Below are 12310 nucleotides of genomic sequence, written 5' to 3' on the forward strand. Positions count from 1 at the left end.
GACAGATGCGTCTCCCACGCTCCCTGACCTCCCGCCTGGTCATCACCGCGGTCGCACTGGTCGCCGTGGTGTCCGCCTCGGTCGGTCTCGCCACGGCGCTCGCGATGAGCGACCACCTCCACGACGAGCTGGACCGGGAGGTGCTGTCGTCGGTCGACCGGGCCGGGGGCCCGCGCGCCGGCCTGCCGCTGCCGAGCCGGGACCGGCTGCTGGACCGGTTCGAGGGGGACGTGCCCGAGATCGGCAACCAGCGGCCAGGGACCCTGGTGGCCTTCCCCGGGCGCGACGTCGGGTTCGTGCTCAGCGAGCAGCGCGGCGAGGCCGAGCTGCTCGACGCCGAGGACCTGGCATCGCTCGCCGCGGTGCCCAGTGACGGCGAGGCCCACACCGTGGAGGTGGCCGGGGAGAGCTACCGCGTCGCGGCCGATCTCGAGGGGCGGCTGGTGACGGGGCTCCCGACCGGTGAGGTCGACCGCGCGGTGGCCTCGCTGGTGCAGTGGGAGGTCGTGCTGGGCCTGCTCGGCGTCCTCACCGCCGCCGGGCTCGGCACCCTGCTCGTACGCCGTCAGCTGCGTCCGCTCAACGAGGTCGCCGAGACCGCCCACGCGGTGGCGGAGCTCCCGCTGAGCGAGGGCGAGATCGCGATCACCGAGCGGGTGCCGGACCACCTCACCGACCCCCGCACCGAGACCGGGAAGGTCGGTGGTGCGCTCAACACGCTGCTCGCCCACGTGGAGACCTCGCTGGAGGCACGCCACCGCAGCGAGCAGCAGGTGCGGCAGTTCGTCGCCGACGCCTCCCACGAGCTGCGCACTCCCCTCACCACGATCGCCGGCTACACCGAGCTCGCCCGGCGTCGGCGGGACGAGGCCACCATCGACGCCGCACTGACCAAGGTCGGGGAGGAGTCCCAGCGGATGACCGCGCTGGTCGAGGACCTGCTGCTGCTCGCGCGTCTCGACGCCGGTCGGCCACTGGAGCGTCAGCCGGTCGACCTGTCGCGACTGGTGCTGGAGACCGTGGACGACGCGCACGTCGTCGCCCCGGGTCACCACTGGCGGGTGCGGCTGCCCGAGGGCGACGAGCCCGTCGTGGTCACCGGCGACGAGCTGCGGCTGCGCCAGGTGGTGACCAACCTGCTGACCAACGCCCGCAAGTACACGCCCGCGGGCAGCACCGTCACGGTGGCGCTGCACGAGGGTGGTTTCGAGGTGCGCGACGACGGACCGGGCTTCCCGGCCGAGCTGGTCTCCTCGGCGTTCGAGCGGTTCTCCCGTGGTGACGCCTCGCGCCACCGGGAGGGCGGCGTGGGTCTCGGCCTGGCGCTGGTCCAGGCCATCGTGACGGCCCACGGCGGGGCCGTCTCCCTGCTCAGCGTCCCGGGCGACACCCGGATCCGGGTCGACCTGCCGGTCAGCGACTGACCGGGTCGGGCTCCACCAGTCCGTTGGCCGCGGCGGGGATGCGACGCTCGAGCACCAGGGCCAGGGCGGCGACCGCCACGCAGCCGGCCACCATGACCGCGACGTAGCCGTTGCCCCAACCGCGGTCCAGCAGCAGGCCGGCCGCGATCGGCCCGGCGATCGCGCCGCCCTGGAAGGCGGCCGAGCTGAGCGCGTTGTAGCGGCCGCGGGTGCGGTCGGTGGCGAGGTCGTTCGTCACCGCCGGGATGGTCGGCTGCAGCATCGTCTCGCCGAGGGCGAAGACGCCCATGAAGGCGAGGACGCCGGCCGCGGCGGCCATGCTCGCCGGGGCCAGGCCGGTGGTGCCCAGCAGCACCCAGGCGGCGACCCAGGTGCCGGACATCACCAGCATCACGCGCGTGCGCCGCTTGCCGCGGATGCGCCCGAGCACGAAGAACTGGAATGCCACGATCACGCCGGTGTTGACCGCGAAGGCGATGCCCAGCGTGCGTGTCGAGACCTCCGAGACCTGGCGGGTGAAGGCCGGCAGGCCGGCCTCGAGCTGGCCGTAGCCCACGAAGACCGAGAAGAAGGTCAACAGGACCAGCACCGCCATCGCCGGCTGCCGCAGGATCGCCAGGTAGCTGCCACCGGCGTCGTCGGTGTCCTCGGTCGTCGCCTCGGGGCGGCCGGCGACGTGACGCAGCGGACCGAGCATCAGGCCGATCGGGATCAGCGTGCTCGCGGCCTCGACGAGGAAGATCGTGGTGAAGGTGCGCGGCTCGGACACGTCGACGTAGAGGCCGCCGATGATGCCGCCGACACCGATGCCGAGGTTGACCAGGGCGAAGTTGATGCCGAAGTACTGCAGCCGGAGGTCGCCGGTGGTGATCTCGGCGATCACCGCGTTGAACGCCGGCCAGGTGACGCCGAAGTTGACCCCGATCAGCGCCAGTCCCAGGGCGGCGGCCCACGGCGTGGTGGCGAAGGCCAGCACGATGCTGCCGACCATCATCGAGCCGAAGCCGACCAGCAGCACGCGGCGGGCGCCCACGCGGTCGGTGAAGATGCCGCCCGGGCCGGTGGCGAGCAGCGCCACGACGGCGATGAGCGCCATCAGGGTGCCGGACAGGTCGAGGTCGAAGCCGCGGACCTCGTTGAGGTAGACGATCGTGAACGGCAGCGTCAGGCCGCGCCCCAGGGTCTGGAACGCCACCGTCGAGAGCAGCCACCGCCCCTCGGTCGGGAGCTGCTGCCAGAACGAACCCATGCCCACCACGGGCTGCATTCTCCCGGTCGCCGCCGACGGCACGCGAGCGGGTTTCGGTCAGCTCCGTCGTCCCCGGGTGCCGAGTCGGCGCCAACTCGGCTCAGGATCGGGTCGAGTCGGCGCGAACTCGGCTCTCAAGCCCGCCGAGTCGGCGCCAACTCGGCTGGCCGTGCCCCGTGGTCAGTCGAGGTACGGCGCGTCGTCGTCGCCCCACGGCACGACCGAGCCGATCACCGTGCCGTCGGCACGGCGTACGGCGTCCGGTGGCGCGGGTGCCCCGGCCAGCTGCGGTCCCTGGTGGGTGAGCGCGACCTTGACCGGCTGGTCGGAGGTGACGGTGACCGACTCGCCGCGCACCAGGAACGGGACCGGCCCGGGGCCGTCCTCGATCTCCAGCTGCAGCTCCTCGGCGCGCACCGTGACGCGTACCCGCGTGCCGCGCAGGGTGAGCCGGTAGGAGAGCGAGTCCCACTCCTCGGGCAGCCGCGGGTCGAGCCGCCACTGCTGCTCACCCGCGGAGGCACCGACGTCGCGGAACCCGCCGAACCCGGCGACGAGGGCACTCCACACGCCACCGGTGGAGGCGACGTGGACGCCGTCGGTCGTGTTGCCGTGCCGGTCGGCCAGGTCGACGTAGAGCGCGCCGTGGAAGTAGCGCAGCGCGAGCTCGTGGTAGCCCACCTCGGCCGCCATGATCGACTGCACGACCGCCGACAGCGTGGAGTCGCCGGTGGTCAGCGGGTCGTAGTAGTCGAAGTCGGCCTTCTTCTGCTCCGGGGTGAACTCCTCGCCCTGCAGGAAGAGCGCCAGCACCACGTCGGCCTGCTTGAGCACCTGGAACCGGTAGATCACCAGCGGGTGGTAGTGCAGCAGCAGCGGCCGGTTGTCCATCGGCGTGTGCTCGAGGTCCCACATCTCCCGCTCGAGGAAGTGCCGGTCCTGGGGGTGGATGCCGAGGTGCTCGTCGTAGGGGATGAACATCCCCTTCGCGCAGTCGGCCCACTCGTTGACCTCGCTCGGGTCGAGGTTGGTACGCCGGACGAGCCGCTCGTACGCCTCCGGGTCGTCGCGGTGCAGCTCCCACACGGCGTCGGCCGCCCGTCGGAGATTGAAGCGCGCGAGGACGTTCGTGTACAGGTTGTCGTTGACCACGGTCGTGTACTCGTCCGGGCCGGTGACGCCGTGGATGTGGAACCGGCGCTTGCCCTCGTCGCGCCAGAAGCCGAGGTCGGCCCACAGGCGCGCGGTCTCGACGTAGATGTCGATCGCCTCGCGGGCGACGAAGTCGGTGTCGCCGGTGGCGCCGACGTACTGGCTCAGTGCATAGGCGATGTCGGCGTCGATGTGGTACTGCGCGGTGCCGGCGGCGTAGTACGCCGACGCCTCGTGGCCGTTGATGGTGCGCCACGGGAAGAGCGCACCCCGCTGGGCCAGCTCGCTGGCGCGCACGCGTGCGTAGTCCAGCAGCGAGTAGCGGAACCGCAGGGCGTTCCGCGCGGCGTAGGGCATGGTGTAGGTGAGGAACGGCATCACGTACACCTCGGTGTCCCAGAAGTAGTGACCGCCGTAGCCGGAGCCGGTCACGCCCTTGGCCGAGATGCCCTGTCCCTCCGCGCGGGCGGCCGCCTGGGCGATCGCGAAGAGGTTCCACCGCACGGCCTGCTGCAGGTCGGGCCGTCCGCCGATCTGGACGTCGCTGCGCTCCCAGAACTCCTCGAGCCAGGCGCGCTGCTCGCCGAACTGGTGGGCCAGGCCCTCCTCGTGGGTGCGGTCCAGGGTGCGCTCGCACCGGTCGATCAGCTCGCGGGGCGGGATCGAGTCGGCGGTGTGGACCGAGACCAGCTTGGTGAGGGTGATCGGTACGCCGGGCTCGGCCGCGACGCGGTAGATCACCTTGGCCATGTCCTCCTCGGAGTGCACCTGCATCGCGCTGTCCGAGGCGGTCCGCAGGTCGTGGTCGGCGACCACGCCGAGCGTCATCCCGCTGTCGGCGCACTGGTAGCCCAGCAGGATGCGCCCGGTGTCGTGGGCGCCGTCGAGCTGCGGCAGCAGGACCCGTCGGTCGAACCGGTCGGCCTTGCGCGGGTCGTAGGCCCCGCCGTCACCGGCACCCTGCTGTCGGGGCACGTCCTGCCGGTTGAGCAGCTGGGAGGAGATCGCCACCGACGCCTTGTGGTCCAGCAGCGTCACCTCGAAGGTCATCACCGCGAGGTGGCGCTGGTTGAGCGGCACCATGCGCTTGCTGCGCACCTGGACCCGCTTGCCGCCGGGGGTGCGCCAGATCAGGTCGCGGGTCAGGACGCCGTCGCGGAAGTCGAGCGCGCGCTCGTACTCGAGGAGGTCGGCAGCCGAGAGCTGGAGCGGCTCGTCGTCGACGTAGAGCCGGATGACCTTCGGGTCGGGCACGTTGACGATGGTCTGCCCCACACGGGCGAAGCCGTAGGCCTCCTCCGCGTGCAGGATCGGCCAGGTCTCGTGGAAGCCGTTGACGAAGGTGCCGTCGACCGCGGCGTCGCGGCTCTCCTCGTAGTTGCCGCGCATCCCGAGGTAGCCGTTGCCGACGCTGAAGAGGGACTCGGTGGTGCCGAGGTCGTCGTCGCCGAAGCGGGTCTCGACCAGGCGCCACTCGTCGATCGGGAACCGGGAGCGGTCCAGGGGGTCCGAGGACGGCGGGGCGACGTGGGACGGTCCGTCGGGGCTCACGCGGTCTCCTCTCCGGGGGCGGGCAGCAGCTCCATGAGGTCGCTGACGACGACGTCGGCACCGGCGTCGGTGAGCGCCTCGGCTCCTGCGCCGCGGTCCACGCCGACCACCAGGCCGACTTCGCCGGCAGCGCCGGCGGCGACGCCGCTCACGGCGTCCTCGAGCACGACGCACCCGGACGGCCCGACGCCGAGGTCCGCGGCGGCGGCGAGGAAGGTGTCGGGTGCCGGCTTGCCGGACAGTCCGCGTTCGGCGGCCACGCCGCCGTGCATGACGGTCTCGAAGTGGGCGGTGAGGCCGGCGGCCTCGAGCACGGCCGGCGCGTTGCGGGAGGAGGAGACGATCGCCATCGGGATCCCACGCTCGGCGAGGTGCTCGATGAGCATCACCGAGCCGGCGTACGCCGTCACGCCGTCGGTGCGCAGCACCTCGTTGAACGCCTCGTTCTTGCGGTTGCCGAGGCCGGCGACCGACTCGGTGGCCGGGTCGTCGCTCGGGTCGCCCTCGGGCAGCGTGATGCCGCGGGAGGCGAGGAAGGACCGCACCCCGTCATAGCGCGGCATCCCGTCGACGTGGGCGTAGTAGTCCGCGTCGGTGTAGGCCTCGCTCACCCCGCGGCTGCGCAGGAACTCCTCGAACATCGTCGCCCAGGCGCGCATGTGGACCTCGGCGGTGGGCGTCACCACCCCGTCGAGGTCGAACAGCGCGGCGTCGTACCGGCCCCAATCCATGGGCTTCACCGTAGGGCGTGCCCGGGAGAAGGTGCTACTTGCTGGTCGTACGCCGGTACTGCCGCACCGAGAGCGGCAGGAAGATCGCCACGATCAGCACCACCCAGAGCAGGGAGTAGAGCGCCGGGTGCTGCATCGCCCAGGCGTCGGATCCCGGAGGGGCGCCCCCGGTGTTGCCGAAGAGCTCGCGACTGGCCTGGGTGACCGCCGACACCGGGTTCCACTCCACGAACTTCTGCAGCGGACCGCTGAAGTCATCCAGCGGCACGAAGGCGTTGGAGACGAAGGTCAACGGCATGATGACGATGAAGGAGGCGTTGTTGATGACCTCCACGCTGGGCACGAGCAGGCCGACCCAGGCCATCACCCAGCTCATCGCGTAGGCGAAGAGCAGCAACAGGCCGAAGCCGAGGATCGCGTCGATCACGCCCTCACGGATGCGCCACCCGACCAGCAGGCCGGTGAGCGCCATGATGGCCAGCGAGAGCACGTTGTAGACCACGTCGGAGGTCGTGCGGCCGATCAGCACCGCGGCACGCGACATCGGCAGTGACCGGAACCGGTCGATGATGCCCTTCTGCATGTCCTCGGCCAGGCCCGCGCCGGTGAAGGTCGCACCGAACACGACGGTCTGGGCGAAGATGCCGCAGATGAGGTACTCCTTGTAGTCCACGGCACCGGGGGGCGCGATGGCGCCGCCGAAGACGTAGGCGAAGAGCAGCACGAACATGATCGGGCTGATCAGCACGAAGACCAGCACCTCGGGCACGCGCTTGATCTTGATCAGGTTGCGCTGGGCGACCACCCAGCCGTCACTCAGTGCCGCGGCGACTCCGCCGCCGGCGGGCACCGTGGCCCGGTCGCTGTCCTGCACCGCGCTCATCGGGCGGCCTCCTTGTCGTCGTCCGCCTCGGCCACGTGGCCGGTGAGGGTGAGGAACACGTCGTCCATGGTCGGGCGCCGCAGGCCCACGTCGAGCACCGTGACGGTCGCGGCCTCGAAGCCGGTCAGCACCCGCGCGAGGTCGGAGGCCCCGCCGGCCGCGTGGGTCGTGAGGTCGCGGCCGTTGTTGGAGGCCTGCACCTCGTTGCCGGTGACCTCCTGCAGCACGCGGGTGGCGGCGTCGCGGTCCTCGACGTCGGCGAGCACCACCTCGATGCGCTCCCCGCCGGTGCGCGCCTTGAGCTCGTCTGCGGTGCCGTGGGCGATCGGGCGCCCGTGGTCGATGACGAGGATGTCGTCGGCCAGCTTGTCGGCCTCCTCGAGGTACTGCGTGGTGAGCAGCAGCGTGGTGCCGGAGGCGATGAGGTCGCGGATGACCTCCCACATCTGTTGCCGGCTGCGCACGTCCAGGCCCGTGGTCGGCTCGTCGAGCACGATCACCGGCGGCTCGGCGACGAGGGCGCCGGCCAGGTCGAGGCGGCGGCGCTGGCCACCGGAGTAGGTCTTGGTGGGCCGGTCGGCGAACTCGGTGAGGTCGAAGCGTTCGAGCAGTTGGCGGGCCCGCTGCTGCGCCGCCTCCTTGCCGAGGTGGTAGAGCCGTCCGATCATGACGAGGTTCTCGTACGCCGTGAGGTGCTCGTCGACCGCGGCGTACTGCCCGGAGAGGCCGATCTTGGACCGCACGCCGACCGGGTCGGCGAGCACGTCGACGCCGGCGATGGTCGCGGTGCCCTCGTCGGGACGGAGCAGTGTCGTCAGGCACCGCACCGCCGTGGTCTTGCCGGCGCCGTTGGGGCCCAGGAGCGCGAGCACCTGGCCCTCGGCCACCGACAGGTCGAGTCCCGCGAGGGCCTCGACCTCCTTGTACCGCTTCACCAGTCCGCTCGCGCGGATCATCTCGCCCATGCCCGTCCTCTCACCGAACTCCCTCGACTGCAGTGTGCAGCCTAGGGACTGCCACCGACATCCGATTTTCGGCCGGTCGGCGGGAAGCGCGGTGCCCTTAGGCAAGGCTCACTTTTCTGGAATCGTTCAAGAAAATGTGCCAGTATCGATTCCAGTGAAGGGGCCCGGATCGGGCCCGCAGCAACCTGCGAAGGAGCACCGATCGTGACCACCGTGCAGTCCGAGACCACCCACCGCGAGAAGCACGTCGCCCACCCGGCCTTCAAGGCCGACGAGCAGTTCGCTGCGCACCTGCAGCAGCTCCTGGTCGACCTGACCGACCTCGCACTGCAGGGCAAGCAGGCGCACTGGAACGTCGTCGGCCCCAACTTCCGCGACATGCACCTGCAGCTGGACGAGATCGTCGATGCCGCCCGCGAGTTCGGTGACGACATCGCCGAGCGCATGCGCGCGACGTACGTCGTCCCGGACGGCTCCGCGGCCCGCGTGGCCAAGGACACGACCCTGCCGCCGTTCCCGACCGGTGAGGTCGCGGTGAGCGAGGTCGTCGACCGGATCAGCGCTTCGCTCTACGCCGTGGTCGGCACCGCGCGTCGCATCCACGACGAGGTCGACGCCGCCGACCCGACGACGGCGGACATGCTCCACGAGATCACCGAGCGCCTGGAGCAGCTCGCCTGGTTCGTCGACGCCGAGAACCGGACGGCGGGCCACAGCGTGCCCGCTTCGATCATCGCCTGATCGATCCCACGCAGCGCGGCCCGGGCGGGAGCACCCGCTCGGGCCGTCGTGCGTCCGGAGGTCATAGGATCCGCCCGTGCCTGCCGACGGAGTCGACCCCGAGGTCGTGACCATCCACACCGACGGCGCCTGCTCGGGCAACCCCGGGCCGGGCGGCTGGGGCGCGATCCTGCGCTACGGCGACCACGAGCGGGAGCTGCACGGCGGTGAGGCCGCGACGACCAACAACCGCATGGAGCTGATGGCCGCCATCCGCGGGTTGGAGTCCCTGACGCGCCCCTCACGGGTGGCGCTCTACACCGACAGCACCTACGTGCGCAGCGGCATCCTGTCGTGGTTGGCCAACTGGAAGGCCAACGGCTGGCGTACCGCGGCGAAGAAGCCGGTCAAGAACGTCGACCTGTGGCAGCGCCTGGACGAGGCGCGGCGTACCCACGAGGTCGAGTGGCACTGGGTCAAGGGCCACGCCGGCGATCCGGGCAACGAGCGGGCCGACGAGCTCGCCCGGCTCGGCGCCGAGGAGGCCCGCGGCTGAGGCCGTGGAAAAAGGTCCTCGGGTGCTGTCGAATGGCGGCGGACCCGTTCGTGGTCAGGGTGAGAGGCGGTCATCGGGACCGCCGGAGTACCTGAGGAGAAGGACATGACCGAGTACCTGTTGGCCGTGCACGGCCCGGAGGAGAGCTTCCACGGCATCGGTGGCTACGCCTCGGAGCAGGAGATGGAGCAGGCGTTCGCCGACACCGACGCCTTCAACAACGAGCTGAAGGCCGAGGGCAGCTGGGTCTTCGCCGGCGGACTCCAGGCGCCCTCGACCGCGAGCGTCATGGACGGCACCGGCGAGGAGCCCGTGGTCACCGACGGCCCCTACCTGGAGACCAAGGAGTTCATCGGGGGCTTCTGGGTCGTCGACGTCCCGGACCTCGACGCCGCCCTCGCCCTCGCGGCACGGGGCTCGAAGGCATGCCGGGGCAAGGTCGAGGTCCGGCCCTTCCAGGGCGGGTGAGCGAGGAGCGCCCGGGGGTCTCGACAGGCTCGACCACCGGGGACGGCCCGACCACCGGGGACGGCTCGACCGCCGGGGGCGGCACGAGGACCGGACCGGTGGTTGAGCCTGTCGAAACCACCGACGCGATCGAGCGGGTCTTCCGGGAGGAGCACGGCCGCATCATCGCTGCGCTGGTCCGCCGCTTCGGCGACATCGACATCGCCGAGGAGGCGGCCGGCGAGGCGCTGGTCGCGGCCCTGGAGAGGTGGCCGGTCGAGGGCGTCCCGCCCAACCCCGGCGGCTGGCTCACCACGACCGCGGGCCGTCGAGCGATCGACCGGCTCCGGCGTGAGCAACGGCGCGACGACAAGCACCGGGCGGCACGGATGATCACCGACGACGAGCCCCACGAGCGCATCGGCGCCGTCGAGGACGACCGGCTGCGGCTGCTGTTCACCTGCTGCCACCCCGCGCTCGCCCCGGAGGCACGCATCGCGCTCACGCTGCGGCTGCTCGGCGGCCTCACCGTGCCCGAGATCGCCGCGGCGTTCCTGGTCCAGGAGACCACCATGGCCGCGCGCATCACGCGGGCGAAGAAGAAGATCGCCGCCGCCCGGATCCCCTACCGCGTGCCGGAGGCCGCCGACCTCCCCGGTCGCCTGGACGGCGTGCTCACCGTGCTCTTCCTGGTCTTCAACGAGGGCTATCTCGCCTCCGGCGACGGCGCCCCGCTGCGCGAGGAGCTCACCGGGGAGGCCATCCGGCTGACCCGCGTCCTGCGCTCCCTGCTGCCCGGCGAACCCGAGGTGGCCGGGCTGCTGGCCCTGATGCTGCTCACCGATGCCCGTCGGGCCGCGCGGGTGCGGGGCGGGGAGCTCGTGCCGCTCCCCGAGCAGGACCGCGGCGGCTGGGACCGCACCCTGATCAAGGAGGGTCACGCCCTGGTGCGGGAGTGCCTCGCGATCGACCGGCCGGGCCGCTACCAGCTGCTGGCCGCGATCAACGCCGTGCACACCGATGCGCCGACCGCGCGCGACACCGACTGGAGCCAGGTCGTCGCGCTCTACGACCAGCTCGCGGCGATCGACCCCTCGCCCGTGGTGGCCCTCAACCGCGCTGTCGCGATCGCCGAGCTCGACGGTCCGGAGGTCGCGCTCGCCGTCGTCGACCGTCTCGACCTGGCCACCTACCACGCCTGGCACGTCACGCGGGCCGACCTGCTGCGACGGCTGGGCCGCAGCGCCGACGCGCGGGCGGCGTACGACGCGGCGCTGGCGACGTGCGACAACACCGCCGAGCGCGCGTACCTCTCCCGCAAGCGGGGCGAGCTGGTCTGAACCCTCCGCCCCGTTCGTTGGGTGAACACGAGGTGAACGTGGCACCATCGCCGGGTGAACCAGTCGACCGCGGTGACGCTGTGGCGGCTGCTGGTCGCCGCCTGCGCCTTCACCGGGGTCGCCCTCGCGGCGCAGCAGTACGCCGTGTGGTGGACCGCGCTCAGCCAGCTGGCGAGCCTCGCGGTGGGCATCGCCTACCTCGGCCTCGCCGTCGCCGAGCCGCGCTCGCCGTGGCTGCGGGGAGCCCTGGCGAGCACCATGCTGCTGGTCGCGCTCGCGTTCATCCCGATGAACAACGACAACCTGTGGGACCCGTTCTCGGTCTTCGAGCACATGCTCACGCCGGCACTCGTCGTGCTCGACTTCGTGCTGGTCGGCGCCAACCAGGCACGGGTGCGGTGGTGGCACCCGGTGACGTGGCTGGTGCCCTCCGCGGCCTACCTCGCCTGGTACGTCCTGGGCGGGCTGGACACCTACCACCTGCTCGACGTCGACCGGCCCGCCGCGCTCGCCGCGAACGCGACGGTGCTCGCCGCGCTGCTGCTGGCCGTCGGCCTGGTGCTCTACGACGTGGGGCGCCGTCGGCGCCCCGTCCCGGTCCCGGCCGACCTCGAGCCAGCACGGGAGCCGGTGCTCACGGGCTGACCGTGCTGACCTGGTAGGTCACCAGGCTGCCGCCCGAGCTGCTGTCGGGAAGGGCGCCGAGCACGACCTGCAGCCCGTTGCCCTCCAGCAGTGCGGTGTTGTACGTGCCCGACTGGGTCGTCTGCGCCGCCTCGTAGCCGGCGGACTCCAGGGCCGCCAACGCGCCTGCGAAGGCGTCGCCGGCCTCGGTCGGCACCTGGAAGTTCGCCGACCAGTTGGTGGTCTCGCCCTCCGTGACCCGGGCGCTGGCGATCAGCTCCCCGTCGACGAGCGGCACCAGGTCGGACGGGAAGTCGTCGGGCAGGTCGGTCGCGCCGACCTCGAACGACCCGTCCTCGCCCTCGATCCTGAAGCCGTCCTCGCCGTCGATGTCGATGTCGACGTCGCCGCTGGCGCCCTGTTCGACGGCCTCCTCGACGGCGCGTTCGGCGCCCTCCTGGGCCAACTGGTCCAGGCCGCAGCCACTGACCGCGAGGCCGAGCACGGCGGCGACGAGGGCGAGACGGGCGGGACGAAGCATGCTGCGATCCATGGGATCTCCCTGCGCTGGCGACGGGTCCCCTCCCGTCGATGTGTCCCTAGGTTAGGCCCGCCGGCGGCCGGGCGCACCCGGTCTCGTCGGGCGGCCGTCGCGGCGGCGTACGCTC

At 71.8% G+C, this 12310-nt stretch carries 12 protein-coding genes; 6 read left to right on the top strand and 6 right to left on the bottom strand.

Features of this window, described 5'->3' with window-relative positions; all coding sequences use genetic code 11:
- Positions 1-5 precede the first annotated feature (5 nt).
- Positions 6-1424, top strand: coding sequence for a sensor histidine kinase (locus KUV85_RS13840; protein ID WP_219960475.1), 1419 nt, complete (start codon positions 6-8; stop codon positions 1422-1424).
- Here KUV85_RS13840 and KUV85_RS13845 read toward each other — a convergent pair.
- From KUV85_RS13845 to KUV85_RS13865, 5 genes are all read right to left on the bottom strand, one after another.
- Positions 1414-2673, bottom strand: a complete 1260-nt coding sequence (locus KUV85_RS13845; RefSeq protein WP_237690298.1) for an MFS transporter — start codon at positions 2671-2673, stop codon at positions 1414-1416. The genes KUV85_RS13840 and KUV85_RS13845 overlap by 11 nt on opposite strands.
- Before the next feature lie 180 nt (positions 2674-2853).
- On the bottom strand, positions 2854-5376 hold the full coding sequence (locus KUV85_RS13850; protein WP_219960477.1) for a glycoside hydrolase family 65 protein: 2523 nt from the start codon (positions 5374-5376) through the stop codon (positions 2854-2856).
- On the bottom strand, positions 5373-6107 hold the full coding sequence (locus KUV85_RS13855) for a beta-phosphoglucomutase family hydrolase (protein ID WP_219960478.1): 735 nt from the start codon (positions 6105-6107) through the stop codon (positions 5373-5375). Before KUV85_RS13855 ends, KUV85_RS13850 begins: the two co-directional genes overlap by 4 nt.
- Positions 6108-6141: 34 nt before the next feature.
- The gene (locus KUV85_RS13860) at positions 6142-6990 is read right to left on the bottom strand and encodes an ABC transporter permease (protein ID WP_219960479.1); all 849 of its coding nucleotides are present in this window, start codon (positions 6988-6990) and stop codon (positions 6142-6144) included.
- The gene (locus KUV85_RS13865; RefSeq protein ID WP_219960480.1) at positions 6987-7955 is read right to left on the bottom strand and encodes an ATP-binding cassette domain-containing protein; all 969 of its coding nucleotides are present in this window, start codon (positions 7953-7955) and stop codon (positions 6987-6989) included. Before KUV85_RS13865 ends, KUV85_RS13860 begins: the two co-directional genes overlap by 4 nt.
- A 204-nt stretch (positions 7956-8159) precedes the next feature.
- On the opposite strand from KUV85_RS13865, the gene KUV85_RS13870 reads away from it, so the two are divergent.
- From KUV85_RS13870 to KUV85_RS13890, 5 genes are all read left to right on the top strand, one after another.
- The gene (locus KUV85_RS13870) at positions 8160-8696 is read left to right on the top strand and encodes a Dps family protein (RefSeq protein WP_219960481.1); all 537 of its coding nucleotides are present in this window, start codon (positions 8160-8162) and stop codon (positions 8694-8696) included.
- A 76-nt stretch (positions 8697-8772) separates the two neighbouring features.
- Positions 8773-9231 (top strand): ribonuclease HI, encoded by a 459-nt coding sequence (rnhA, locus tag KUV85_RS13875; RefSeq protein ID WP_219960482.1) that lies wholly within the window; start codon positions 8773-8775, stop codon positions 9229-9231.
- A gap of 105 nt (positions 9232-9336) precedes the next feature.
- Positions 9337-9699, top strand: coding sequence for a YciI family protein (locus KUV85_RS13880; protein WP_219960483.1), 363 nt, complete (start codon positions 9337-9339; stop codon positions 9697-9699).
- A 98-nt stretch (positions 9700-9797) separates the two neighbouring features.
- Positions 9798-11018 (top strand): RNA polymerase sigma factor, encoded by a 1221-nt coding sequence (locus KUV85_RS13885; RefSeq protein ID WP_237690146.1) that lies wholly within the window; start codon positions 9798-9800, stop codon positions 11016-11018.
- Between the two features lie 54 nt (positions 11019-11072).
- The gene (locus KUV85_RS13890) at positions 11073-11663 is read left to right on the top strand and encodes a hypothetical protein (protein WP_219960485.1); all 591 of its coding nucleotides are present in this window, start codon (positions 11073-11075) and stop codon (positions 11661-11663) included.
- Here KUV85_RS13890 and KUV85_RS13895 read toward each other — a convergent pair.
- Positions 11653-12183 (bottom strand): hypothetical protein, encoded by a 531-nt coding sequence (locus tag KUV85_RS13895; protein WP_219960486.1) that lies wholly within the window; start codon positions 12181-12183, stop codon positions 11653-11655. The genes KUV85_RS13890 and KUV85_RS13895 overlap by 11 nt on opposite strands.
- Positions 12184-12310: the final 127 nt, after the last annotated feature.

The organism is Nocardioides panacisoli (assembly GCF_019448235.1).
Taxonomy (GTDB): domain Bacteria; phylum Actinomycetota; class Actinomycetes; order Propionibacteriales; family Nocardioidaceae; genus Nocardioides; species Nocardioides panacisoli_A.